Genomic DNA, 25,425 nt, shown 5'->3' with positions numbered 1-25,425 from the left:
CGCGCATTTCGCCGGGCCGCTGTCTTGCTCCCTAACATAGGGTTCTGGCGACGCATTGCCAAGGCAAACCGGCTTCTACCGTTCCATTTCTGTCAATAGATCGTGAACCGGTGGCGGAAGATAACGCTCTCGTCCGAACAATCCCGCGATCCTGTCCGCCATGATCCTGTCGAAACTCGGCAAAAAGGTGTCGTAGAGGCCGATCCTCGGTTCGATTGTGGCAGATGCGACATTTTTGACGTCGTCGGACACGATGCGGGGCGCCGACAACGACACACGACCGGCAACGCCCGGTGGCAGGCCTGCGGCAATAAGTCTCTGTTGTTGTGGTCCGTGACCACCTTCCACGGTCAGCGCAAGAGGACCGTCGCCAGCATTGCGGATCAGAAAGCGGTCATCCCAGACGCCGGTTTGCCCAGCCTGCACCGTCAGATCCTCGATACCGCGCGCCTCGCGATAGAGATAGAGCCCGGTCGAGCGCCGGTCGAAGACGACGCGTCCCGCGGTCAGCCGGCCCGGTGTCCCTTGCTCCAGGAAATCTACCAGCCGTTCCACGGTCACGGCCGCAGGCAGATGTGCACGGCCGCCGAGGACGGTCGCCAGCGCAAGCAGCGCCCGTTGCCAATCGATGTCGCGGCATTGGCCGGCCATCGACGAAGGGATTTCCGCGACCAACCCCGCATGCACCCGCACGTCCCGTTCGAGCAGGGCGGCGGCAGCTGCCGACGATCGCGCCCGGGACCGGGCGTCCCAGGCGCCGGCACCGGTCTCCAGCGAAGATGCCAACGCGGCCCGCGCACGTACCCGCTCGAAGCGCGTGTTCAGGTTGCTCGGATCATCGAACCAGCCGACTTTGCGGTCGGTGAGAAAGGCGCGAATGGCTGTGCGGTCGACCGCGAGGAACGGTCGCAGCACCCAGATGCGCCGGTCATAGAGCGTGGCCTCCGCCATGCCCGCGGCACCGGGTCCCTCCCCGCGCTGTGCGCGCATCAGGATCGTCTCTCGCTGGTCGTCGAGCGTGTGACCGGTGACGATTGAGGACGCTTCGAAGCGCTGCGCAGCGTCGGCCAGCAATGCATAGCGCGCCTCGCGCGCCGCTGCCTGAATGCCGGTCTTGGGCTTTGGCCCGTCCCATCGGGTGATGATATGCGGTACGCCCAGGCTCTCGCAGAACGCCGCAACACCGCGCGCCTCTTCGGCCGATTCCGGCCTCAGCGCATGATCGACCGTGCAGGCGGCCAGGGAAAACTGTGTGGGCTTGGTTGCCTCGATCGCCTCGTTGAGAGCGAGAAGCAGTCCTTTCGAGTCGCTGCCGCCGGAGACGGCCACGAGAATACGTGCTGGTCTATCGAAGGAGGCAAGAAATCGTTTTGCCGTTTCGACAACGGCCAGTGGCGGGTGGGCCTCAGCAGCCAAAACGGCTCTGCTCGCTCGTCACCTTTGCCTTTACCGCCGGCGAAGCCTTCGGGTAGCGCTTGTTGACCTCGCGCAGCGTGGCGCAGGCCGTTTCCTTGTTGTCGAGCGCACCGAGCGACATGCCGAGCTTCAGCAGCATCTCCGGCGCCTTCGGCGACTTGCCGTGGGCCTGGTGCGCGTTCAGGAAGGTCTTGGCCGCGTCACTGTATTTGCCCTGCGAATATTGCGCCTCGCCCAGCCAGAAGCTGGCATCGGCCGCCTTGTCGCCCTGCGGGAACGCGGCCAGATAGTCGCCGAATTCCTGTTCCGCCATGCTGTAGTCACCGGAGAGAACGTGGCCGTAGGCCGACTGGTAGAGATCGCCGGGATTGTCGAGCGAGGCGGTCTGCTGATTGCCCGGGTTAGCGTTCAGGCCACCATCGTCGGCGGGCAGGCCCGCACCGGCTTCGACACCCGGAGGCGTTGCGTTCGCGCCAGGCTGAGCATCGGTCGTCGCCGAAACCGGATTGCCGCTCTGGTCGAAGACGATCTGGCCAAGCGTGGTCGGCGCAGCCGCGCCATTGGAACCCTGGCTACCAGCCGGAGGAAGACCGGCGGCAGCCATGTCGCTGCCGCCGCCTGCCGGTGCCATCGTCTGGCTATCCGTCACCCCGGGGGTGACGGACGCCTGATCGCTGGTCTTCGGCGTCTGCAATGCGCCGCTCTTCTTCGGGGAGGCCTTGCCGCTTTCCAGGTCCTGGAAGCGGAACTCGTTGTCCTCCTGGAACTTCCGGATCTGCTCTTGCATCTGCAGCAGCTGGAAGCTCATTTCCTCGATACGCCCGTTGAGCGAGCGGATCTGTTCCTCAAGCTGGCCAAGCCGTGCGGTCTCGGCCGACTGCACCTTCACCACGGGCAGGTTCTGCGCGCCGGCTTGAGTTTCAGTCGTTCGGGCCAGCAGCCCTGAAAGCGGCATGGCGTTCGCCGTCTGGCCCAGGCCCGCAAGGGCCGCAAGACCGATCAGCCCCGCCACGACAAATTTCTTCATTTCATTTGTCCTGTTCGAATACCGGTTGTCCCACCCTTGACCAGGGGCCCGCAATACATCTCGCCGAGTCAACTGGGTGATTGCCGCACAGTTTTCCAATTGCCCTGAAAAAGCAACGGAGTTCGGCCAAAGTGTGGTAAAAAAGCAAAGGGCGGCTGAGAGCCGCCCTTTTAATTTAGAAGTCTGTGATCTTAGGAACACGGTGTGTTCCCTGGAACACGGGCATTCCCCCGAACACGTCATGCTACCCGACCGAGCCAGGCTCGGCCGTGAGATTACATGCCAGCGCCACCGAGGACGGTAACCGCGCGGCGGTTCTGCGACCAGCACGAGATGTCGTCGCAGACGGCAACCGGCTTTTCCTTGCCGTAGGAGATCGTCTTCATGCGGTTTGCCGGAACACCCTGGCTGACGAGGTAGTCGCGCGTGGAGGCCGCACGGCGGGCGCCGAGCGCAAGGTTGTATTCGCGCGTGCCGCGTTCGTCGGCATGGCCTTCGATCGTGATTGCGTAGTTCGGGTACTTGGCGAGCCACTGAGCCTGGCGGGCGAGCGTCTGCTGCGCGTCGGCACGGATCGAGGTGGAGTCGGTGTCGAAGAAGATGCGGTCGCCGACATTGACGGTGAAGTCCTGCTGCGAACCCGGCGTTGCGGCGCCCGCGCCGCCGAGGCCGAGCTCGTTGGCATTGTTCGGCATGTTCTTCTTCGATGCACAGCCAGCGATAGCAAGCGTCATGACCAGGGCGATCATGACCGGGTTGCGAGCGATGGTCTGCATGCGGCCTACGGCCGGGGTGTCAATTCGGCTCATGCGCCGGTCTCCTTGGGAAGTGTCTGAATTCACGGTTGCCAGACTGTAACCGGAAGCGGTTAATCGCTTTTCAACAGTTATGGTTAACAAATCGATAATTTTAGCTCGGCGCCTGCTAGACCAGCACTTTGCGGCGAGAAAGCGGCATCGCTGCCACATTTTCCCGCAGCAAAACGGGTCAGACCGGAGCGGGATGAGGAAAAGTGTGTGCGGTTTTCCGCCCGCATCCCGCTCCTCACCGTGATCTACTCAAGCAGCGGCGACCAGGCCGGGTCGGATGCGAAGCCCTGCGTCTGGATCGGCTGCTCGTTGTAGCCGGAAATATCGATCGAATAGAGCTGCGGTCCGCCGGCACCGGCGCCCTGACGGAAGAACATCAGCACGCGGCCGTTCGGCGCCCAGGTCGGCCCCTCGTTGTGGAAGCCGGTGGTCAGGATGCGTTCGCCCGAACCGTCGGGCTTCATCACGCCGATCGAGAACTTGCCGCCCGACTGCTTGGTGAAGGCGATGAGGTCCCCGCGCGGCGACCAGACCGGCGTCGAATAGCGACCGTCTCCGAAGGAGATACGGCGCTGGCCCGAGCCGTCGGCACCCATCACGTAGATCTGCTGGCCGCCGCCACGATCGCTCTCAAAAGCGATCTGGCTGCCGTCAGGCGAATAGGACGGTGCCGTGTCGATCGCGGCCGTGTTGGTTAGGCGTGTCGTCGTGCGCGAGCGCAGGTCCATCGTATAGATGTTGGCGTTGCTGTCCTGCTGAAGGCTCATGATCACGCGCTGGCCATCAGGCGAGAAGCGCGGCGAAAACGTCATGCCGGGGAAGTTGCCGACGACTTCACGCTGTCCGGTCTCGAGCTGCAGCAGGTAGACGCGCGGCTGCTGGTTTTCGAACGACATGTAGGTGACTTCCTGGCGGTTCGGCGAGAAGCGCGGCGTCAGAACGATGTCGTTGGAATTGGTGAGAGCGCGGGCATTGAAACCGTCCTGGTCCATGATCGCCAGCTGACGCTTGCGCGCCGTCTTCGGGCCGCTTTCGGCGACATAGACGATGCGCGTGTCGAAATAGCCCTTTTCACCGGTGACGCTCTCATAGATGGCGTCGGCGATGATGTGGGCGACGCGGCGCCAGTTTTCCGGCTGGGTGAAGAACTGCTGGCCGGTCATCTGCTTGCTACCGAACGTATCCCACAGGCGGAACTCGGCCTTCAGCCTGCCGTCACCTTCCTGCGTCACGCGGCCGGTGACAAGCGCCTGCGCATTGATGACCTTCCAGTCCTCGAAGCGCGGCGTGGCGTCAGGATTGCTGATCTTCTCGATGAAGGCGCCCTTGTTGATCGGTGCGAATAGGCCGGACCGCTTGAGGTCGGCTGCGACAACGTCGGAGATCTTCTGGCCGAGTTCACCCTGAAGGAAGTCGGTAACCGCGATCGGCAGGGGCTCGACCTTGCCCTTGTTGATGTCGATGACAACTTCCGCGTTTGCGGGCGCTGCCGCCACGACGGCGACCAACATGCCCGCAGCCACCATCAGGGCACGGAAAAGAGAGACCTTGATCATAGAGACAAGCCTTTCAGCTTAGTATGAAGGGTTTGCAGGGTTGGTTTGCTATCCGGCATGGGTTCCAATCCCGGCAGCGTTAAAGCGCGAATTCCGAGGGGTCGAAATTCAGCACGAGGGTATTCCATCCTTTTTCGCCTTCATATTTTTCGGGCGGCAGGTTTTGTAGCGGAGCTGAGCGACGGAGCGCGCGCATGGTGCTGCTTTCAACAGCGCGGCGCGTACCCTCAGGCCCGCCAGTTGCAGTGACCTCAGGCTCGCCGACGATGTTGCCGGCCGGATCCAGCTGTACGCGGATCGTGACGCGAACCTCCGCGACACCAGTCAAGCCGGCGGTCAGCGCCCAATTGCTCTGGATCTGGCCCTTCACGCCGTCGATCTCGTTGGCGCTGAGGCCCACGCCGACGGTCTTCTTGCCGCCGAGCGCCGCCTCTTGCGTCGAGCGCTTTTTGCCACCGGCGGACGGATCCTGCCGGTTGAGAAGGGCTGCAATCTCGTCGGCGTTGAACTTGCTTTCCTCGGTGGAGGCCTGCTTCTTCTGTTCCTTCGGCGTCTGCTCGTCCTTGCGCTCGGGCGTCTTTGCGCTCTGGGCCGGCTTCTCGACCTTCGGCTTTGCAGCCGGCGTCGGCACCTTCTCAGGCAAGGCTTCTGCTTCCGGGTTCTCGGCCGGCTTTTCTTCGGCGGGCGCCGGATCCGGCTTCGTTTCCGGCTTCACTTCCTGTTTCGGTTCAGGCAGCGCCGCCACTTCGGTCGCCGGTTCGGAGGCGGGCTTGCTCTCCTCGACCTTCTTGATTTCCTGCTCGACCGGATCGGGCGTCGGCTCGGGCTTTTCGTTCTTTTCCGGAGAGGCCGTGGCTTCGCTCTTCGACGGCTTGGCGTTCGGCGTCGGCGGCGTCTTCAGGTCCGTGTCGTTGTCGCCGACGTTTTCGGCGGGCTGGTTCGTTTCCGGACGCTTGGTCGGCACCGGCGAAGACGTCTCCTTCTTCGGTGCCTTCTTGTCGCCCTGCTGGACCTGCGTCATTTCCGAATAGGGAACGATGTCGACAGGCAGAGCCTCGACGTCGGCGACCTGGAAGTCAGCCGGGCTGCCAAGCGACACCAGCGCCCAGGTCAAGACCATGGCGTGGAGGACAGCAGATGTAGCGAGACTGCCCTTCATCGTGGACGATCACTTTTCCTGTTCTTGCAGCGTCACGAGGCCGAGGTTCTTGAACCCGGCCGCCGAGATGCGTGCCATGACCTTCATCACCGTGCCGTAGTCGGCATTGGTGTCGCCACGAACATAGATGCGTTCGTTGTAACCGGTGGTGGCAATCGCCTCGAGCTTCGGCACGACCTCTTCGATCGCGATCGGCGTTTCCTGCAGGAAGATCTCGCCGGCCGGATTGACCGAAACGGTGATCGGCTGCGTATCGGAGTTGAGCGCCTTGGCCTGCGTTTCCGGCAGGTCGATCGGCACGCCGACCGTCATCATCGGTGCTGCCACCATGAAGATGATGAGCAGCACCAGCATCACGTCCACGAAGGGCGTGACGTTGATTTCGCTCATGATCGCTTTCTTGCCGCCGCGGCGACGACGACCGCCGCCCGAACCTTTGGCTCCGCCAACCGACATACCCATCAGCGTGGTCTCCGTGCTCTCTGGCGATTATTGCGCGGCCTGACGCGGGCTCTGCAGCTTCTCGTCGATCTGCCGCGACAGGATGGCGGAGAACTCGTCGGCAAAAGCTTCCATGCGCGCCGAGAGCTTGCCGGCGTCGGCCGAAAACTTGTTGTAGGCGATAACCGCCGGGATAGCGGCGAGAAGGCCGATTGCGGTGGCGAGCAGCGCTTCGGCGATACCGGGCGCCACGACCGCAAGGTTGGTCGACTTCGAACCGGCGATCGCCTGGAACGAGGTCATGATACCGACGACCGTACCGAAGAGGCCGATGAAGGGTGCGGCCGAACCGATCGTCGCGAGCGAGCCGAGGCGGGCTTCGAGCGATTCCGATTCCCGTGAAAGCGTCACGTCCATGGCGCGGTCGATACGCATCTGCAGGCCGATCGGCGAGCGGGCGCCGCGTTCGAAGCTCTTCTTCCATTCGCGCATGGCGGAAACGAAGATCGCCCCCATGCCGGCGGTCTGCCGGTCGGCAAGCGTGCGGTAGAGCTCTTCCAGCGACTGTCCGGACCAGAACACCTGCTCGAAGCTATCGAGCTGACGGCGCACACGGCCGTAGTTCAGCGTCTTGTCGACGACGATCGCCCAGGTCCAGACCGAGGCGGCAATCAGCCCCAGCATGACCAGCTTCACGACAAAGCCCGCCTGCATGAACAGCGACCAGAGGGTCACATCGTGCGTCGCAGCGGCCAATCCAACCTGTTCCATCGTCTTCAGTCCCCGAATCCAAACACCCGGCAAGAGCTGCTCATGCTCGTGACCGGGTAGCCCAAACGTCCTGTTTGCAAGAATGCCCGGCACCGCCGTAGATCGCACCATCGCGACCTTTATTAGCCTTAGGTTGCCTTCTTGCCGTCAATTTTGGTCAAAGGATGACGTGCACTGCACAAATCCTGATGCAGTGATTAAGACACCATTATGGTTAAGCAACCGTTACCGAACTGTGTCTTTGCAGTATCACCTGGCCGCCGGAACTTACGTTCGCCGGGCACGTTTCTTCGCCATGGCTCAGCAGACGACACGACAGCGCGACAAACGGCCCTCCTCACCGCATTTTGATCCACGGGACCGGCTGATCCTGGCGCTTTACGCCCAACTCAAGGCCGAGCGCGAAACCCGCGCGGCGTTGGAGGACGCGCTTGCCCACGGCGTTCTGTCGTCCGATGTCCTTCAGGCAATCATCTCCGATCCAGTTCCGGTTGTCACAAGCGAGGATATCGCCCACATCGAACGGGCCCTCGCCCACGAGACCCGACCGGCTGAATCCCCTGATGGGACGCCAACCCTCCGACGATTGAGTGGAGGCGGGTAATGGCTGCACGCCGTGATCCGCTCGCCGAATACAACAAGCGCCGCGATTTCAAGGAGACCCGCGAGCCCAAAGGCAGCCGCAGCCGCAGCCGGTCGAACCGCAAGCGCTTCCTGGTGCAGGAACATGACGCGACGCGCCTGCATTACGATTTCCGCCTGGAATGGGACGGCGTGCTGAAAAGCTGGGCCGTCACCCGCGGGCCCAGCCTCAACCCGCAGGACAAACGTCTCGCCGTTCGAACTGAAGACCATCCGCTTGCCTACGGCGACTTCGAAGGAACGATCCCCGAGAAGCAATACGGCGGCGGCACCGTCATGTTGTGGGACACCGGCTGGTGGGAGCCGGAAAACGATCCGGATGAAGGATTGCGCGAAGGCAAGCTGACGTTTCATCTGCACGGTGAGCGCCTGCAAGGTAGTTGGGCGCTGGTCCGCATGCGGCCACGTCCGGGCGAGAAGCGCGAAAACTGGCTGCTCATCAAGGAGGGTGACGACATCGCCACCGAAGATGGCGAAATTCTCTTGGAGGATCATCAGACGAGCGTCACCACCGGCCGGACCATGGACGAGATCGCCGCGGGAGAAGGCGAACGGAAGAAACATGTCTGGGCTTCCAACAGGAGCACATCAGAGAACCTCAGGGCCGGCGCAGTCGATCCGCCGTCGACGAAACAGAGCAAATCGCCCACACTCTCGACCAGGACGATTTCCGAGGGGCAACGGAAGCGCAAGGAGGCAAGTGCCGTGACACCCGAAACGCCGAAACCGGCAACGAAGTCCCGGGGCAAATCCCAGGTGAAAGCCGCGAAGGCGTCGAGCACGAAAGATAGCTCGAGCGCAGCAGAGGAAACGGTCCTCGGCGTGCGGATCACCCATCCGGAGCGGATCCTGTTCGAAGGTCAGAGCATCAGCAAACTCGATCTCGCCCGCTACTATGCCGTCGTCGCGGATCGGATGTTGCCATACGCCGTCGAGCATCTGCTGTCGCTTGTCCGCGCCCCGCAAGGCGTCAAGGGACCACGTTTTTACCAGAAGCATGCGAGTGAAGGCTTCCCGGACGAGATCAAGGAAGTTCCCGTCACGGAGAGCTCCGGCGAGACCGAGAACTACATGTATGTGCGCGACGCCAAAGGAGTGGTCGCTGCCGTGCAGATGGGCACGCTGGAGTTCCACATCTGGGGCTCGCGCTTCGACAAGCTTGAGACCCCCGATCGGCTGATCTTCGACCTCGACCCCGATGAAGGCCTCGACTTCGCGGTGGTCAAGACGGCGGCCGTGGCGCTGCACGACGCGCTCGACGAGATCGGGCTGAAATCGATACCGATGGTCACGGGCGGCAAGGGCGTCCATGTCATCGTGCCATTGGTAGCGCGGGCCACCTGGCCAGAAGCCAAGGGCTTCGCCAAGACCTTTGCCCAGGGTTTTGCCGAGCGCGAACCGGACAATTTCGTCGCCACCATGTCGAAGGAGAAGCGCAAGGGCCGCATCTTCATCGACTGGCTGAGGAACGAGCGCGGCGCGACCGCGATCGCCCCCTATTCCACGAGAGCACGATCCGGCGGACCGGTGGCAACACCCATCAGCTGGGACGAGCTTTCCGCGCTTGAAGCCGCCAACGGCTTCCGGATCCCCGACATTCTCGAACGGATTGAAAGCGGCATAGATCCCTGGCGGGACCTGGCGAAGGTCAGGCAATCCCTGACCAGGAAGATCCTGGACAAGCTCGGAGTCGAGGACGTCGACTAAACCGTGTTTGTCGAGGACGTGCCGGGCTGGCCGGCGCTCTCCTTGGCGTGATGGAACTTGTAGGCTAGCGCCTCCGGCAGCCGCCGCGGCCGGCCCTGGCCGTTGATGACGGCGATGATCACCTTGGAGGCGATCAGCAGTTGCTCGCCGCGACGGATTTCCTGCAGCAGCACCATCTTGGCGCCGCCGGCCTTCTCCGTGACCGTGGTGATCGTCAGGATATCGTCCATACGCGCAGGCAGCTTGAAGTCGATTTCCATGCGGTGGACGACGAAGACCAGACCTTCGCTGTCACCTTCGATCGCGAGCGTCGCCTGTTCGACGCCGAGCAGGCGCAGGAAATCGGTGCGGGCGCGCTCCATGAAGTGCAGGTAGCGGGCGTGATAGACGACGCCGGAAAAATCGGTGTCTTCGTAATAGACGCGCTGGATCAGCCGATGGCCGTTTTCGGTCAGTTCGCCTGCAAGCGAAATCAGGGACATGCTTTTCTCCGCAAGTACATCCCGTTTCCTGTGCAGGAACAAAAAGCCATTTGCAAGCATTGCAGCGTTGTCACAATCCTATCCTATCACGTGACGGACTTCCTTCCCTCGATCAGGAGAACGTGCATGAAGATTGCGATTCTCGGTGGCGACGGTTTCGTCGGCTGGCCTACGGCTCTTCACCTGTCCGATACGGGCCACGACGTCCATATCCTCGACAATCTCTCCCGCCGCTGGATCGATACGGAACTCGGCGTACAATCGCTGACGCCGATGGATTCGATCCAGGAACGTACCCGCATCTGGCATGCAGAAACCGGCCGGCGCATCCATTTCAATCTCATCGATCTTGCCCGCGATTACGAACTCCTCAAGAATTGGCTCGCCGAGCATCGCCCTGATGCGATCGTGCATTTCGCCGAGCAGCGTGCCGCGCCCTATTCGATGAAGAGCGACCGCCACAAGAACTACACGGTCAACAACAACGTCAACGCCACGCACAATCTCCTGAACGCGCTGGTCGAACTCGGGCTCGACGCCCATCTCGTGCATCTCGGCACCATGGGCGTCTATGGCTATTCGACCATTGGTGCTGCGATCCCCGAAGGCTATCTGCCTGTCGGTATCGAAACGATGGGCGGCGAGACCGTCAGCCAGGAAATTCTGTATCCGTCCAATCCCGGCTCGATCTACCACATGACCAAGTGCCTGGATCAGTTGCTCTTCCAGTTCTACGCCAAGAACGACGGCCTCAGGATTACCGACCTGCACCAGGGCATCGTCTGGGGCACCCATACCGAGCAGACGCGCCGCCACGCCCAGCTCATCAACCGCTTCGACTATGACGGCGACTATGGCACCGTCTTGAACCGTTTCCTCATTCAGGCGGCGATCGGATATCCGCTGACGGTACATGGCACCGGCGGCCAGACGCGCGCCTTCATCCACATCCAGGATTCTGTCCGCTGCATCGAGCTGGCGCTGAAGAACCCGCCCGCCCGCGGCAGCCGCGTCGAGATATTCAACCAGATGACCGAGACCCACCGGGTGCGCGACCTCGCCGAGATGATCGCAGCGATTTCAGGATCGCAGATCGCCTGGCTGCCGAACCCGCGCAAGGAAGCGGCCGAGAACGAACTCGTCGTGCACAATGAGAAGTTCTTAGGCCTCGGCCTCAACCCGACGCGGCTGCAGGACGGGCTGCTGTCGGAAATCGTCGATGTCGCGAAGAAATTCGCCTATCGTGTCGATAGAACGCGCGTGCCTGCCGTCTCCGCCTGGACCAAGGACATCGCGCCGCTGATCAACCACGACCCAGAGGGCAAGCGGCTGAAATCCGTTTCATGACATCAAACGACCCTTCGGAGGGGCTGCGCCCCTCCTCGCCACCCTTGGCCGATCATGCCTTCGTGACGCTCGTCACTAATGCCGACTATGCGCGCGGTGCCCGCGCGCTCGCACGCTCCATCCGGCTCACGAGCACCAAGGCGGATATCGTCGTGCTCCATACGGGCGGCGTAGCGCTCGAAGCACTGGCGCCGCTGGCCGAGTTCGGCTGTCGCCTGATCGAGACCGATCTCTTGCCGCTTTCCGATGCCTTCAACGAGCGTCATCAGCGCCGGAACGTGCATGAGAAGGCACCCTTCACCAAGGGCCGCAAACCGGCCTTCCACTCGCCGCTCGACAACTTCTGCAAGCTCAGGCTCTGGCAATTAACCGAATACTGCCGCTGCGTCTTCATTGATGCCGACGCGGTTGTGCTCCGCAACATCGACCGGCTGTTTGCCTATCCGGAATTCTCCGCGGCCCCGAATGTCTATGAAAGCCTCGCCGACTTTCACCGGCTGAATTCCGGCGTCTTCGTCGCCGAACCGTCGTTGGCGACATTCGACAGGATGCTCGACCGGCTCGACGCACCCGATGCCTTCTGGCCACGCACCGACCAGACCTTCCTACAAAGCTTCTTCCCGGATTGGCACGGCCTGCCGGTGACGATGAACATGCTGCAATATGTCTGGTTCAACATGCCCGCGCTCTGGGACTGGCGCTCGATCGGCGTGCTGCACTACCAGTATGAAAAGCCCTGGGAAAAAGACCATCCGCGTGCCGGGGCCCTGCGGCCACTGATCGACCTCTGGTTCGCCTACCTGACCGGGGACGACATTCCGGAGATCGCCTCCCTCCCCAATCCGGCGCACCGATGAGCAGGGTGCTGGTCTCCGGCGGCACCGGCTTCGTCGGCCGCTTCATCGTCGAGCATTTGATCGCCCATCGCTACGAGGTGATCGTTAGCGGCCGCCATCCCCCCGATAACAGCTTTTTCTCGCGCAACCTCCCCTTCGTTCCGCTCGTCCTCGATCTGGATCGCGATCAGTCCGCCGCGTTCGATGGCATTGACGGCTTTGTTCATGCCGCCTTCGACCATGTCGAGGGCAAATATCGCGGCGGTGAAGGCGATGATCCGGAGGGCTTTCGCCGTGCGAACATCGATGGCTCGATCCGCCTGTTCGAGACCGCTCGCGCTGCCGGCGTCAAACGCTGCGTCTTCCTGTCGAGCCGCGCCGTCTACGGCAGCAGGCGCCCAGGCCCCATCGACGAGACATTCGCACCCGATCCGGACACGCTCTATGGCGCGGTGAAGGTCGCCGTGGAAGATCACCTACGCCTGCTTGCGACCGAGGATTTCAGCGTGGCAAGCCTGCGCGTCACCGGCGTTTACGGCGCGGCCGCTCCTGGCAGGCAGCACAAATGGGCCGAGCTGTTTGCGAACTATCTTGATGGAAAACCGATCCAGCCTCGGATCGGCACCGAAGTTCACGGCGACGACGTCGGCGCCGCAGTACGGCTCATGCTGGAAGCGGATAGCGACACCGTGCGCGGTGAGGTCTTCAACGTTTCGGACCTGCTGCTCGATGTCAGGCAAATCCTGTCGGTGGTGCAGACGCTGACCGGGTCTCGGCACCCATTGCCGGAGGCCGCTTCAGCGGATGGCTATCTCGTCATGTCGACCGAAAAGTTGCGCCGGCTTGGCTGGCAACCCGGCGGATCCGAGCTGTTGGCGACGACGATCAGGGAGTTGGTCACAGACAGCAAGTCGGCGTAAAACCCCCGACGCCTGACCGGGCTAACCGAGGTCGATGACGACGATCTCCGGCGGCACGCCGAAACGGACCGGTGCAAGCGAGCAGCCGAGACCGCCGGAGACGATCAGGTTGCGGTCGTCCTCGACCATGTGCCCATAGGCATAGCGATCGCCGAAACGCGAAGGCACCACGGGCGCGAAGCCGAGAAGCCGCACCTGCCCGCCATGGGTATGACCCGACAGTGTCAATGCGACCCGTGGGGGAACGCTCGGGAAGATGTCCGGCTCATGTGCCAGCAGAACGACCGGATCACCGTCATTCACCTGTGCGAGCGTGCCGTCGAGATCGTCGAGACCCGCCATGCGCTGGCGCTGCCACTTCTTGCCCGGCACCAATGCAAGCTGGTCTTCGAGACCGGCGATCCAGAAGCCCTGCCCGTCCTTTTCCAGCCGGATTGCCCGGTTGCTGTAAACGTTGATGCCGACATCCTGCAGCGCCTTGTGCCCGAAGGTCGGACCGCCGCCATTTTTCTGCGCGGTCTTGTCCTCCCACCAGTCGTGATTGCCCATGACGGCATGCACGCCGAGCGGCGCCGAGAGGGTCGCAAGCGCCTTCGCCCATTCGCTGGAATGCACGTAGCGGGTCACGAAGTTCATGCCGGCCGCATAATCGCCGAGCAGCACCGTCACGTCGCCGCCCAGCGCGTTGGCCTGACGGCAGATCGAAGCGATGCGACCTGCCGGCATCCAGGGCTCGCAGGCATGGATATCGGCGAGCGCGACGACGCGCAGCTTCAACCCGGGCGTCCAGCCGGGCGGCGTCAGGGTGTAGCGGGTCACGTTCAGCCGGGCCAACGGCTCGACGGCGAAGGCGTAACCGCCGAGCGCCGCCATGCTGGCGATACCGCCGCCGATCACTTTCAATAATCCGCGGCGGGTAATCATCTATTCGTCCTCGAGTGTCAGCCGGAACTGCGTCGCCTCGACCTCTTTCGGCGGGTTGAGGCCGATATGTTTCCAGGCATTTGCGGTCAAGATACGACCGCGCGGCGTACGCTGTATGAAGCCCTGCTGGATCAGGTAGGGCTCGATGATGTCTTCGATCGCATCACGCGGTTCCGAGAGACCGGCGGCGATGGTTTCGATGCCGACAGGCCCGCCGGCGAAATTCTGTGCGATCATGAAGAGATAGCGGCGGTCGAGCTGGTCGAGCCCCATATTGTCGACCAGCAGCCGCGTCAGCGCCTCGTCGGCGATCTTCCTGGTCACGGCTTCGGCGCGCGCCACTTCGGCGAAATCGCGCACCCGCCGCAACAGCCGGCCGGCAATACGCGGCGTACCGCGGGCGCGGCGGGCGATCTCGCGCGCGCCATCGTCTGTCATGCCGAGGCCCATCAGCCGGGAACCTCGGCGCACGATCGATTCCAGTTCCTCGACCGTGTAGAAGTTGAGACGCACGGGAATGCCGAAACGGTCACGCAGCGGCGTGGTCAAGAGGCCGAGGCGGGTCGTCGCCGCGACCAGCGTGAACTTCGACAGATCGATCTTTACCGAGCGCGCCGCCGGGCCTTCCCCGATGATCAGGTCGAGCTGGAAATCTTCCATCGCCGGATAGAGAATTTCCTCGACCGCCGGATTGAGCCGATGGATCTCGTCGATGAAGAGCACGTCGCGCTCTTCGAGATTGGTAAGCAAGGCCGCAAGGTCGCCAGCCTTGGCGATAACCGGACCGGAGGTCGAGCGGAAGTTGACACCAAGTTCCTTGGCCATGATCTGCGCAAGTGTCGTCTTGCCGAGGCCGGGCGGGCCAACGAACAGCACGTGGTCCAGCGCCTCGCCACGGTTCTTGGCCGCTTCGATGAAAATCTTCAGGTTGGCGCGCGCCTCGGCCTGGCCGGTGAATTCGTCCAGCGACTGCGGGCGCATCGTCGCATCGAGATCTTCACCGCGCTTTTCCGGCGTTATCAGACGTGCCGCGTCAGTCATGCATTCGTTCCAATTGGTCGGTCGTCATGGCGCAGGTACCCACCTGCGCCCGGCCCTCTTCCGTTCTGCCTTGAGCGCCCCGCCAAGGCAAGCGATCATCGCGCCAGTTCCTTGAGGCCGAGGCGAATGAGCTTGGCACTGTCGCCCCCCTCACCGCCATTCTTCAGCGCGGCGGCCACCGCATTGGCCGCCTGGTCGCGTGAATAGCCGAGATTGGTCAACGCAGAAACGGCATCCGATACCGGCGCGGACGCAACGCCTTCGCCGAGTTCCTGCTTGAGGCCGATCGATGCCGCCATCTCGCCGGCAAAGGACGGCGCCTTGTTCTTGAGCTCGGTGACGATACGAACCGCAACCTTGGGCCCGACGCCCGGCGCACGCGAGACCGAGGTCTTGTCCTGCAACGCAATTGCATTTGCCAGTTCGCCCGGCGTCAAGGTCGAAAGTACCGCGAGTGCCACTTTCGAGCCGACGCCCTGCACGCTTTGCAGGAGGCGGAACCATTCCCGCTCCAGCGCAGTCAGAAAGCCGAAGAGCTTCAACTGGTCCTCGCGCACATAGGTCTCGATGAAGAGCATCGCCGCCTCGCCGGCCGATCCGAGCTTGGACAGCGTGCGCGCCGAACAAAAGGCGACATAGCCGACGCCATGCACGTCGAGCACGACATGATCCTCGCCGATCTCGTCGATGGTACCCTTCAATTTGCCGATCATATGGCGTCTCTCGCGGTGGGCTGGGATGGTCGCTCAGACCATCGGAAAATTTCTTGTCTACAGTGCCGCGCGTCTACAAGACTCGCTAAGGTCGCTTTAACACTTTAGATCTGCTGCAACTACGCCATCAATGCGGCGAGCCGGCTTGTCACCGATTGGCGGTTGTGAGCATGACAAATGGCGATGGCCAATGCGTCCGCCGCATCGTTGCCCTTGAATTCGACCTTCGGCATCAGAACCTTGATCATCATGTGGATCTGCTGCTTCTCGCCGTGGCCGACGCCGATCACAGCCTTCTTGACCGCGTTCGGTGCATATTCGGCGACCCTGAGGCCCGCGCGCGCCGGCACAAGCATCGCAATGCCACGCGCCTGGCCGAGTTTCAGCGTCGCGGTTGCATCCTTGTTGACGAAGGTCTGTTCGACCGCCGCCTCGTGCGGCTGGTAGCTGTGCACCACCTCGGCAAGCCCGTCGTGCAGCTGGCAGAGTCGCGAGGCGAGATCCATCTCGCCATCGGAGGTCACCGTGCCGGAGGCCACGAAGCGCAGCGAGTTGCCGAGCGTCTCGATGATGCCCCAGCCGGTACGGCGGAGGCCCGGATCGATGCCGATGATGCGAATCGTGTTCTGCATGAAATTCACCCTATGATGCTCGCCCGGACGCTGCCAGCAAAAAGTGAACAAAACAAAAACATACGCACAGGTGAGACGGGCTTCAGGATTTCTTCGCCACTGCCCTTGGATTGAGGAAAATTGAGCTTACATAGCCTTTCATCAATTTCCCTCAATAAAGGGCTCCATGCCATGGCGACTTTCTCCGTCCTCGATCTTTCCCCGATCACGCAAGGAGGCAGCATCGCCCAATCACTCGAAAACTCGCGCCGTCTGGCCCAGGCTGCCGAGGAAAACGGCTACCAGCGCTTCTGGCTCGCTGAGCATCACGGCATGAAAGGCATTGCCAGTGCGGCGACCTCGCTGGTGATCTCGCATGTGGCCGCAGCCACGAAGACGATCCGCGTCGGCTCCGGCGGCATCATGCTGCCTAACCATTCGCCGCTGGTGATCGCAGAACAGTTCGGCACGCTGGCCGCACTCTATCCCGGCCGCATCGACCTCGGCCTCGGCCGCGCACCCGGCACCGACATGCGCACCGCCCAGGCGCTGCGGCGCAACATGGAAGCAAGCGGCAACAACTTCCCGAACGACGTCGTGGAACTGCAGGCCCTGCTCGGCCCTGTCGCAGAGGATCAGAAGATCATCGCCGTTCCGGGCGCCGATACCAACGTGCCGATCTGGCTGTTGGGCTCAAGCCATTTCAGCGCTCACCTCGCCGGCATGCTCGGCCTTCCCTTCGCCTTCGCATCGCATTTCGCGCCAGACATGCTGCTTTCGGCGCTGGAGATCTATCGCGAGCGCTTCACGCCGTCCGAGACGCTCGACAAGCCGCATGTCATGGTCGGTGTCATGGGCGTCGCCGCCGATACGGACGAAGAGGCCAACTATCTCTTCACCTCGATGCAGCAATCCTTCGTGGCGCTGCGGCGCAATGCGCGCGGACAGTTCCCGCCGCCGGTTCAATCGATGGATGGGCTCTGGAGCTATGACGAAAAGATCTTCGTCGACCATTCGATGATGTATGCCGTCGTCGGCGGGCCCGAGACGATCCGCCGGAAAATCGGAACCTTCCTCGATCAGACGAAGGCCGATGAACTGATCATTTCCATGCCGATCTTCGACATGGAGGCGCGCCTGCATTCGCTTCGCCTCTTCGCCGACGCGCAGAAGGAACTCGTCAAGGCCGCATGAAGCCGCAATCAGATCGCTCCGAAGGCCGGGGCGATTTCGTCCATGCGTGAAAAGAACCGGTCCGGTCCGAGCCCCTGCAGAAAGTCCGGATCGGCATAGCCCCAAGAAACGGCGCCAGCCGCCACGCCAACCTTGCGCGCAGCCTCGATGTCGCGCGCCTCGTCGCCGATCGCCAGCACGCGCGCCGGATCAAGACCGGAGTGACGGATCGCCCGCTTGAAGTGCTGCGCCTTGCCGAAAAGCGCCGCGCCACACTCATAGAGATCGACGGTCGCCGCCACGTCGCCGAGCGCGGCGCGAATGCCCTCCTCCGCGTTCGAACTGACAATCGCAATGCCGATGCCTGCCGCCTTCAATCGCAAAAGCAGATCGGCCGCACCTGGAAACAGCCGCACGGACGCGGCCTCGGACGCCATGGCCCGGCGCATGAAGCCGGCAATCTGCGGCAGCTTCCACATTGGCACGCCGAGATGCGCGATGATCTCGCGATTGCCCATCGTCCTCAGTGACTGGAATTCCTCGACGGAAAGCTCGCGGAAGCCGTAGCGCCGTGCAGCACTGTTGCACGCGGCCATGAAGCTCGCCGCCGTGTCGGCAAGCGTGCCATCGAAATCGAAGATCGCGAAGTCATAGGTCATCGGGCCATCCAAAGAAAAACCCGTGCCCTTTCGGACACGGGTGCATATTCCGGTAACGATAGGCCGTCCGATCAGGCCGACAGCTTCGCCAGGATCTCGTCCGACACTTCGAAGTTCGAATAGACGTTCTGGACGTCGTCGTCGTCTTCGAGCGTGTCGATGAGCTTCATCAGCGACTGCGCCTTTTCTTCATCGACCGGCACGGTGTTCTGCGCCTTCCAGATCGCATTGACAGTCTCGGCTTCGCCGAGCGTGTCTTCGAGCGCCTTGGAAACGTCGCCGATCGCTTCGAAACCGCAGATGATGGTGTGGCCGTCCTCGTCGGTGGTCACGTCGTCGGCACCGGCCTCGATCGCCGCTTCCATCACCTTGTCGGCGTCACCGGCGGAGAGCTTGTAGGTGATTTCGCCGACACGATCGAAGGAGAACGAAACCGAACCGGTTTCGCCAAGCGCGCCGCCGGCCTTGGTGAAGGTCGAGCGCACGTTGGAGGCGGTACGGTTGCGGTTGTCGGTCAGCGCCTCGACGATAACGGCAACGCCGCCCGGGCCGTAGCCCTCGTAGCGGACTTCTTCGTAGTTTTCCGCGTCGCCGCCGGAGGCCTTCTTGATCGCCCGTTCGATGTTGTCCTTCGGCATCGACTGTGCCTTGGCGTTCTGGATCGCCAGACGCAGACGCGCGTTCATGGCCGGATCGGCCATGCCGGACTTGGCGGCAACCGTGATTTCGCGCGCGAGCTTGGAAAACATTTTCGAGCGCACCGCATCCTGACGGCCCTTGCGGTGCATGATGTTCTTGAACTGTGAATGGCCAGCCATGGCACCCTCTGCATGCATGAATTTGAATGGAATGGGGCGCCTTATAGTTTTATTGCTGCTTTCCGTCCAGCCGGGGCGCGGCTTTTCAGTCGGCAGAGACCTGCGCACGGCTGAGCAGAAAGCTGTGTCCGTCGTCGCGGCGACAGGAAAGGCCGGTGCGTTCGGAAGCACACGCGAACGGCCCCCGTGACCAGCTTTGCCCATAGTCGAGCACCTGAGCTGCCGAGCAGCAGCTCGGATCGCCAACGGCGTGATTGAGTGTGGCGGCCCCTGCACGGCCGAGCGTGGCGCGCACATAGCGCGGCGCGACGATATCGCAGGCAAGCTCAGGCCCACCGTCCTGAGGCTGGTACACCGCGGTGCCGCCGGCCGGCGTGTAGACGCAGCCGATATTGCCCGACGGCATCATGAACATCTCCTGTTCGCCCACGGGCTGTGCTGCCGTCTCGGGTAGACTTTGCTGCTGTTGTCCTTCGGGAGAGGGCATGCGCGGTGGCGGTGCGCCGCCCGCCGCGGCAAGGGTCGAAAGGGAGAGAAAAATCGAAACGCCGACCACAAGCAACTTCATTGGGCGATCCTGAGTGTTCAGACGCCCTTGAGAATATAAATCAATGGTTTGCTTGGCAAGGAACGCAACGATACTTTGATGCTGGCGCTGTCAGCGAAGCGTTTGTCGTAGTCGTCGCCAAACATGTCCAGAAAGGCGTCGATCGGCGGGCCACGGCGGTGCATCGGCAGGATCAGCGAGGCGCGCAGCCGGCTGACCACCCGGCTCATGCTCTCGGCACCCATGGTCAGGCCGCCATCGACAGGCACCATGAGCACATCGAGCCGGCCGATCTGGCGGTAGTGGCTGTCGTCGAGCTCGTGATGAAGATGGCCGAGGTGACCAATGCAAAGATCCGCTACCTCGAAGATGAAGATCGAGTTGCCATCGTGCTCCATTGCGCCACCCGCACGGATATCCGTCGTGACGTTACGGATATAGGTGTCGCCCACCACGAGGTCGTGACGGGCGGGTACGCCGTTCTCGCCCCAGCCATGCAGCACATTCTTGATCGCCGGGTCAGGCGCCAGCGTATAGTGGCTCGAATGCGCCTTGTTCATCGTCGCGACCGTCGGAGGCGACGAGGGCGCGAACCAGCCATTGTAATCGGTCGCGATCGACACGCCGTCTGGCGTCTCGATCAGAAAGGTGGAATGGCCGAGATAGGTGATCGTTACCTCACCGACCACGGCCTTTCCCTTGGTGGCAGCAACGGGCGTGAAGCTGGCGAAGGTCGCCTGCGGTATGGCTTCTGCAATCGCCTGGCACTGACTGACATGGCGGGGTGGTTGCTGCGCATGCGCGACCGACGGCCAGAACGCGTGAATGAGCCAGATGGCGGCGAACGTGTAGACAAGGTACCGGAGCATCAGCCTTCACCTCTCTCACTTGCTTTTCTGACCTCGGGCCCGAAGGGCACGTGGCAGATAGCCGTTGCACAGCGAATGGAAGCCTTTGCCTTCGCTCGGCCTGATGATGGCGTCACGGGCAGGGAGAGAATTGTTCAAGGGCCTGTCTGCGTCCAGTTACAAACGGCTGCCCGTGCTCACATTTGCGTCACCGCCCTCGGCAGGAACAAGGAAACCTGACTCGTCCAACGACAACGCCCCGGCATTGCTGCCGGGGCGTTGCAACCTTGCGATTGCGTCCCGCTACTCTGCTGGATGGGGCGCCGGTTCGGTCATCGTCGCCGGCTTGCGCCGCCGGAAGGACCTGAGCGCGACGTAAAAAACCGGCGTCAGGAACAGGCCGAGGAAGGTCACGCCGAGCATTCCCGAGAACACCGCGGTGCCGAGCGACTGGCGCATTTCCGCGCCGGGACCGGTGGCGATCATCAGAGGCACCACGCCGAGGATGAAGGCAAAGGCCGTCATCAGGATGGGCCTGAGGCGGAGTTGGCTCGCCTCCACCGCCGCCTCGATCGGGGTCTTGCCCTCGTCCTCACCTTGGCGTGCGAACTCGACGATCAGGATCGCGTTCTTGGCCGCAAGGCCGATCAGAACGATCAACCCGATCTGCGTCAGCACGTTGTTGTCGAGACCGCGGATGGACACGCCGACCAGCGCCGAGAGCACGCCAAGCGGCACGATCAGGATAATCGCCAGCGGCAGCACCCAGCTTTCGTACTGGGCCGCCAGCGCCAGGAACACGAAGACCACCGACAGTGCGAAGATGAACACCGCGGTGTTGCCCGTCTGGCGTTCCTGGAAAGCGAGTTCCGTCCACTCAAAGGTCGTGCCCTGCGGCAGGATCTGGGCGGCGAGCGCCTCCATCTTGTCGAGGGCTGTGCCGGTCGAGACGCCCGGCGCAGGGTTGCCCTGCACCGGAACCGATACGTACATGTTGTAACGCTGCACGAGCGTCGGACCGGCGGTGTCGCGGATCTCGACGAGCGTGCCCATCGGCACCAGCGCACCGGTCGCGGAGCGAACCTTCAGCGCCAGAATATCGTCGCGCTCGATACGGTACTGCTGATCGGCCTGCGCCCGCACCTGGTAGACACGACCGAAGGCGTTGAAGTCGTTGACGTAGGAGGTGCCGAGGTTGATCGACAGCGCCTCGAAGATGTTGGGGATCGGCACGTTGAGCGTGCGCGCCTTGTCGCGGTCGATCGCCAGGAAGTATTGCGGGCTGGAGGCTGAGAAGGTGGTGAAGACCCCGGTCAGCCCTTCCGTCTGGTTGGCCGTACCCATCATCTGATAGGCAAGCCCCAGCGCGCGCCGCATGTCGGCGCCCTGCCGATCCATGATCTGCATCTTGAAGCCGCCGGAGTTGCCGATGCCGCGCACCGACGGTGGCGGTACGGCAATGATAAAGGCTTCCTGGATGCTCTGCAGGCTGCCATAGAGCTGGCCGATGATCTGGTTGGCACTCTGGCCGTGCTTCAACCGTTCTTCGAAACTCTCGAAGGGGGCGAAGACCACGCCCGAATTGGACGCGTTGGTGAACGTCGCACCGTTGAAGCCGGCAAAGGCGACGGCACTCTTCACTCCAGGGACGTCCTGGATGATCTTCGACGCCCGCTTGACCACCGCATCGGTGCGGTCGAGCGAGGCACCGTCTGGAAGCTGGATGACGACGATTGCGTAACCCTGGTCCATGGTCGGCACGAAGCCGCTCGGCACGATCTGTGCCATGTACCATGTGGCCCCGAGCAGGCCCACAAAGACGAGGAGCGCCGCGGCCACTGCCGTCTTCGTCGACACCAGTTTGCGCACGATCCAGGCATAGCCTTCGGCCATGCGGTCGAAACCGTTGTTGAAGCCGTTGGCCAGTGCCCGGCCGAAGCGCGTCAGCGGGTTGCGGCTCTCGTGATGGCCGTTTTCGTGCGGCTTCAAGAGGATCGCCGCCAGTGCCGGCGACAGCGTCAGCGAATTGAAGGCAGAGATCACTGTCGCCACCGAGATCGTCACGGCGAACTGCAGATAGAACTGGCCGGCGATGCCGGGGATGAAGGCCGTGGGCACGAAGACGGCGGTCAACACCAGCGAGATCGCGATAACAGCGGCACCCACTTCGTCCATGGTCACATGCGAGGCTTCGCGCGGGGTCATGCCGCGCGCGAGGTTTCGCTCGACGTTCTCGACGACCACGATCGCATCGTCGACGACGATACCGATCGCCAGCACCAGGCCGAACAGCGTCAGCATGTTCAGCGAGAAGCCGAAGGCGTAGAGGAAGGCGAAGGTGCCGACCAGCGACACGGGGATGGCGACGATCGGGATGATCGCCGTGCGCCAGGACTGCAGGAAGACGAGAACGACGATGGCGACGAGCAACGCCGCTTCGCCGATCGTCTTGTAGACCTCGTTGATCGATTCCGAAATGAACTCGGTCGGATTGTAGACGATCCGGTATTCGAGCCCTTCCGGGAAATCACGCGCGACGTCGGTCATCACCTTCTGGATCTGCTCGGCAGCGTCGAGCGCATTGGTGCCCGGCCGCGAGAAGATGCCGAGCGCCACCGCCGGGCTGCCGTCGAGATAGCTGTTGTTGACGTATTCGCGGGCACCGAGCTCGACGCGGGCGACATCCTGCAACTGCACGAGGCGACCGGTTTCCGTCGCCTTGACGATGACGTAGCGAAACTGCCGCGCATCGCTGAAGCGACCGTCGGTGGTGACGGTGTACTGGAAGGCGCTGTCGCCCGGCGCCGGCGGACCGCCGATCGAACCGCCGGAGACCTGCACGTTCTGCTCGCGCAACGCTTGCACCACGTCACCGGCCGTCATGCCATAGGCGGACAGTTTTTCCGGATCGAGCCAGACACGCAGCGCATATTCGCGCTCGCCGAACAGGATGACGTCGCCGACGCCGTCGAGCCGCACCAACAGATCGCGGATGCGCGTGCGGGCATAGTTCGAGACGTAGAGCTGGTCATAACGTTCGGTCGGCGAGAGCAGATGCACGACCATCATCAGGTCGGGCGAGCTCTTGGCCGTGGTGATGCCGATGCGTCGGACCTCTTCCGGCAGGCGCGGTTCGGCGATCGACACGCGGTTCTGCACCAGCACCTGTGCCTGGTCGAGATCGGTGCCGAGCTTGAAGGTAATCGTCAGCGCCATCGAGCCGTCAGCGGTTGAATAGGAGGACATGTAGAGCATGTTCTCGACGCCGTTGATTTCCTGTTCGAGCGGCGTCGCCACGGTGTTGGCGACCGTATTGGCGTCGGCGCCGGGATAGGCCGCCCGCACGACAATGGTCGGCGGCGCGATTTCCGGGTACTGCGCCACCGGAAGCTGGAAATAGGCAATGCTGCCGACGATCAAAAGGACGATCGAAAGCACCGACGCGAAGATCGGTCGATCGACGAAGAAGTGAGCGAACCTCATTGCGTCGTCCCCGCCGCTTGCGCCTCAGGGGGAAGCTGAATCATCTCGGGCTTTACCTTGCTGCCGGGGCGCGCCCGCATCAGGCCGTTGACGACAATGGTCTCGTCGCCCGTCATGCCGCTGCGGATGACCCGATAGCCATGCAGTTTCGGTCCGAGCCGCACGGGCTTGGTCACCACCGATCCATCGGCTGTCACCTCATAGACGATCCGCTCGTTCTGGTCGGCGCCGATCGCCTCATCCGGAATGAGCACGGCCTTGTAGGTGTTCGAGCCTTCGATCTGCACACGGCCGAAGAGACCAGGCTGCAGCACCAGCTTCGGGTTGTCGAGACGGGCGCGCACGCGCATGGTGCCGCTCTGCGGGTCCACACGGTTTTCGGCGAAGTCGAGCTTGCCCTTGAACGGTTCCTCCTGCGAGTCGGCGATTGTGACGAGTACCTCGAGCGCACCGCCGCCTTCCTGCAACGCACTGCCGCGTTCGCGCGCGACCCGCGCATAGGACAAGAGCCGCCGTTCGTCGACGTCGAAGTAGAAGTCGATCGGATCGAGCGAGACGATCGTCGTCAGGACGGTCTGGTCCGCCTGCACCAGGTTGCCCGTCGACAGCAAGCGCCGGTCGACGCGGCCGCTGAGCGGCGCGGTTATGGTCGTGTAGTCGAGGTCGAGCTTGGCGCGCTCGACCGCCGCTTCCGAACCGCGCACCAGCGCCTGCGCCGAAAGCAGCGCACGACGATGATCGTCAAGCGTCGAAACCGACAGCGTGCCGGTGCCCGTCAGCGATTGCGTGCGCTTGAACTGGGACTCGGCGAATTCCAGCGTTGAGCGCGCCGATTCCAGGGTCGACTCGGCCTGGGAGAGGGCCGTGCGGTAGGGACGCTGGTCGATGACGAAAAGCTTGTCGCCCTTCTTCACCAGGGCGCCGTCAGTGAAATTGACCTCGTCGAGATAGCCGCCGATGCGGGCGCGAACCTGCACCTCGTCGACCGGCTCGAAGCGGCCGATGAACTCGTCGCTGTCGATCACGTCACGCACGACCGGCTTGGCGACGGTCACGACAGGCAATTGCGCGTCCTGTGCTTGGGCACCGACAGAGGAAAGAAGGGAAAGAGAAGCGCCGACGATCATCGGCAAATGCCACTTAGACAACATGCACGCCCTCCGAATGCACTTTGGATGGCGGTGAGCAGCCGGACCGACCAACCACCGCAATCGCTTTGAATACTTCAGAACAGGACATGAGCGGAAAATCGCCGCATCACTCTCCCGCTCCGCACAAATACTCGGATCGGCAGCGACCCAAGAGGCAAAGTCACACAAGCAATTAAATGATACAGCGGTCCCCGCTCTGGGCCGGCGAACGCTGTTGGATCGAGATCGCCGGGCAGAGAGCGCCTGCTCCCGATTGTCCGGTGTCGGCAGCACAAGCCCGCAATTCAGGACTGCGGACGGTATTCATCACTGGAAAACACTCGAATACATCACGCCCCGGCCCG

General features: G+C 62.7%; 24 protein-coding genes. 6 read left to right on the top strand and 18 right to left on the bottom strand.

Features of this window, described 5'->3' with window-relative positions; genetic code table 11:
• Positions 1 to 75: 75 nt before the first annotated feature.
• The 7 genes from tilS to tolQ all read right to left on the bottom strand — a co-directional run bounded on the left by tilS (position 76) and on the right by tolQ (position 7,179).
• Positions 76 to 1,416 (bottom strand): tRNA lysidine(34) synthetase TilS, encoded by a 1,341-nt coding sequence (gene tilS / locus ACTJKM_RS03600; RefSeq protein ID WP_058325882.1) that lies wholly within the window; start codon positions 1,414 to 1,416, stop codon positions 76 to 78.
• On the bottom strand, positions 1,406 to 2,443 hold the full coding sequence (gene ybgF / locus ACTJKM_RS03595) for a tol-pal system protein YbgF (protein WP_058325883.1): 1,038 nt from the start codon (positions 2,441 to 2,443) through the stop codon (positions 1,406 to 1,408). Before ybgF ends, tilS begins: the two co-directional genes overlap by 11 nt.
• A 275-nt stretch (positions 2,444 to 2,718) precedes the next feature.
• Positions 2,719 to 3,252, bottom strand: a complete 534-nt coding sequence (gene pal / locus ACTJKM_RS03590) for a peptidoglycan-associated lipoprotein Pal (protein WP_057254697.1) — start codon at positions 3,250 to 3,252, stop codon at positions 2,719 to 2,721.
• A gap of 245 nt (positions 3,253 to 3,497) precedes the next feature.
• A complete protein-coding gene (tolB, locus tag ACTJKM_RS03585; protein WP_113513243.1) occupies positions 3,498 to 4,808 on the bottom strand; it encodes a Tol-Pal system beta propeller repeat protein TolB in 1,311 nt (436 codons plus the stop codon).
• A 79-nt stretch (positions 4,809 to 4,887) separates the two neighbouring features.
• Positions 4,888 to 5,967 carry a hypothetical protein gene (locus tag ACTJKM_RS03580; RefSeq protein WP_058325885.1) on the bottom strand — a complete coding sequence of 360 codons (1,080 nt, stop codon included), beginning with the start codon at positions 5,965 to 5,967 and terminating at the stop codon, positions 4,888 to 4,890.
• Positions 5,968 to 5,976: 9 nt separating this feature from the next.
• The gene (tolR, locus tag ACTJKM_RS03575) at positions 5,977 to 6,429 is read right to left on the bottom strand and encodes a protein TolR (RefSeq protein WP_025424730.1); all 453 of its coding nucleotides are present in this window, start codon (positions 6,427 to 6,429) and stop codon (positions 5,977 to 5,979) included.
• A 27-nt stretch (positions 6,430 to 6,456) separates the two neighbouring features.
• Positions 6,457 to 7,179 carry a protein TolQ gene (tolQ, locus tag ACTJKM_RS03570; protein WP_057254694.1) on the bottom strand — a complete coding sequence of 241 codons (723 nt, stop codon included), beginning with the start codon at positions 7,177 to 7,179 and terminating at the stop codon, positions 6,457 to 6,459.
• Between the two features lie 295 nt (positions 7,180 to 7,474).
• Here tolQ and ACTJKM_RS03565 point away from each other — a divergent pair, with 295 nt between their 5' ends.
• Together ACTJKM_RS03565 and ligD are read left to right on the top strand one after the other, a co-directional pair.
• Positions 7,475 to 7,783: a hypothetical protein gene (locus ACTJKM_RS03565; RefSeq protein WP_058321042.1), complete on the top strand. Its 309-nt coding sequence runs from the start codon at positions 7,475 to 7,477 to the stop codon at positions 7,781 to 7,783.
• The gene (gene ligD / locus ACTJKM_RS03560) at positions 7,783 to 9,528 is read left to right on the top strand and encodes a non-homologous end-joining DNA ligase (protein WP_058325887.1); all 1,746 of its coding nucleotides are present in this window, start codon (positions 7,783 to 7,785) and stop codon (positions 9,526 to 9,528) included. Before ACTJKM_RS03565 ends, ligD begins: the two co-directional genes overlap by 1 nt.
• Here ligD and ybgC read toward each other — a convergent pair.
• A complete protein-coding gene (ybgC, locus tag ACTJKM_RS03555) occupies positions 9,525 to 10,010 on the bottom strand; it encodes a tol-pal system-associated acyl-CoA thioesterase (RefSeq protein ID WP_058321040.1) in 486 nt (161 codons plus the stop codon). The two genes, ligD and ybgC, sit on opposite strands and share 4 nt — an antisense overlap.
• A 126-nt stretch (positions 10,011 to 10,136) precedes the next feature.
• Here ybgC and ACTJKM_RS03550 point away from each other — a divergent pair, with 126 nt between their 5' ends.
• The 3 genes from ACTJKM_RS03550 to ACTJKM_RS03540 are packed head-to-tail and all read left to right on the top strand — an operon-like array spanning position 10,137 to position 13,113.
• Entirely contained in the window at positions 10,137 to 11,357 is a 1,221-nt protein-coding gene (locus ACTJKM_RS03550; protein WP_058321039.1) for an NAD-dependent epimerase/dehydratase family protein, read from the top strand.
• Complete coding sequence (locus ACTJKM_RS03545; RefSeq protein ID WP_440659919.1) at positions 11,354 to 12,214, top strand: glycosyltransferase; 861 nt, start codon at positions 11,354 to 11,356, stop codon at positions 12,212 to 12,214. The genes ACTJKM_RS03550 and ACTJKM_RS03545 overlap by 4 nt, the downstream gene beginning before the upstream one ends.
• Complete coding sequence (locus tag ACTJKM_RS03540) at positions 12,211 to 13,113, top strand: NAD-dependent epimerase/dehydratase family protein (protein WP_057254688.1); 903 nt, start codon at positions 12,211 to 12,213, stop codon at positions 13,111 to 13,113. The genes ACTJKM_RS03545 and ACTJKM_RS03540 overlap by 4 nt, the downstream gene beginning before the upstream one ends.
• A gap of 21 nt (positions 13,114 to 13,134) precedes the next feature.
• Here the strand turns inward: ACTJKM_RS03540 and ACTJKM_RS03535 are convergent, their stop codons facing one another.
• From ACTJKM_RS03535 to ruvC, 4 genes are all read right to left on the bottom strand, one after another.
• Positions 13,135 to 14,037, bottom strand: coding sequence for a metallophosphoesterase (locus tag ACTJKM_RS03535; protein ID WP_057254687.1), 903 nt, complete (start codon positions 14,035 to 14,037; stop codon positions 13,135 to 13,137).
• Positions 14,038 to 15,078: a Holliday junction branch migration DNA helicase RuvB gene (ruvB, locus tag ACTJKM_RS03530; protein WP_057254686.1), complete on the bottom strand. Its 1,041-nt coding sequence runs from the start codon at positions 15,076 to 15,078 to the stop codon at positions 14,038 to 14,040.
• 95 nt (positions 15,079 to 15,173) lie between these two features.
• On the bottom strand, positions 15,174 to 15,791 hold the full coding sequence (gene ruvA, locus ACTJKM_RS03525) for a Holliday junction branch migration protein RuvA (protein WP_058325889.1): 618 nt from the start codon (positions 15,789 to 15,791) through the stop codon (positions 15,174 to 15,176).
• Between the two features lie 119 nt (positions 15,792 to 15,910).
• A complete protein-coding gene (gene ruvC, locus ACTJKM_RS03520; protein WP_057254837.1) occupies positions 15,911 to 16,423 on the bottom strand; it encodes a crossover junction endodeoxyribonuclease RuvC in 513 nt (170 codons plus the stop codon).
• Between the two features lie 171 nt (positions 16,424 to 16,594).
• Here ruvC and ACTJKM_RS03515 point away from each other — a divergent pair, with 171 nt between their 5' ends.
• Complete coding sequence (locus tag ACTJKM_RS03515) at positions 16,595 to 17,596, top strand: LLM class flavin-dependent oxidoreductase (RefSeq protein WP_057254684.1); 1,002 nt, start codon at positions 16,595 to 16,597, stop codon at positions 17,594 to 17,596.
• Between the two features lie 8 nt (positions 17,597 to 17,604).
• Here ACTJKM_RS03515 and ACTJKM_RS03510 read toward each other — a convergent pair whose 3' ends face one another.
• The 6 genes from ACTJKM_RS03510 to ACTJKM_RS03485 all read right to left on the bottom strand — a co-directional run bounded on the left by ACTJKM_RS03510 (position 17,605) and on the right by ACTJKM_RS03485 (position 25,081).
• A complete protein-coding gene (locus ACTJKM_RS03510) occupies positions 17,605 to 18,234 on the bottom strand; it encodes an HAD hydrolase-like protein (protein WP_058325890.1) in 630 nt (209 codons plus the stop codon).
• A gap of 71 nt (positions 18,235 to 18,305) precedes the next feature.
• A complete protein-coding gene (locus ACTJKM_RS03505; protein ID WP_057254682.1) occupies positions 18,306 to 19,052 on the bottom strand; it encodes a YebC/PmpR family DNA-binding transcriptional regulator in 747 nt (248 codons plus the stop codon).
• 85 nt (positions 19,053 to 19,137) lie between these two features.
• A complete protein-coding gene (locus ACTJKM_RS03500; RefSeq protein ID WP_244495717.1) occupies positions 19,138 to 19,620 on the bottom strand; it encodes a hypothetical protein in 483 nt (160 codons plus the stop codon).
• Positions 19,621 to 19,637: 17 nt separating this feature from the next.
• On the bottom strand, positions 19,638 to 20,471 hold the full coding sequence (locus ACTJKM_RS03495; protein ID WP_082616147.1) for an MBL fold metallo-hydrolase: 834 nt from the start codon (positions 20,469 to 20,471) through the stop codon (positions 19,638 to 19,640).
• A gap of 279 nt (positions 20,472 to 20,750) precedes the next feature.
• Entirely contained in the window at positions 20,751 to 23,930 is a 3,180-nt protein-coding gene (locus ACTJKM_RS03490; protein ID WP_057254680.1) for an efflux RND transporter permease subunit, read from the bottom strand.
• Positions 23,927 to 25,081 carry an efflux RND transporter periplasmic adaptor subunit gene (locus ACTJKM_RS03485; protein ID WP_058325891.1) on the bottom strand — a complete coding sequence of 385 codons (1,155 nt, stop codon included), beginning with the start codon at positions 25,079 to 25,081 and terminating at the stop codon, positions 23,927 to 23,929. Before ACTJKM_RS03485 ends, ACTJKM_RS03490 begins: the two co-directional genes overlap by 4 nt.
• Between the last annotated feature and the right edge of the window lie 344 nt (positions 25,082 to 25,425).

It is taken from the genome of Ensifer sp. 22460, from assembly GCF_052044935.1.
GTDB lineage: Bacteria > Pseudomonadota > Alphaproteobacteria > Rhizobiales > Rhizobiaceae > Ensifer.
The sequence above is the reverse complement of the archived record's forward strand: the minus strand, read 5'-3'. Positions and strand labels throughout refer to the sequence as shown.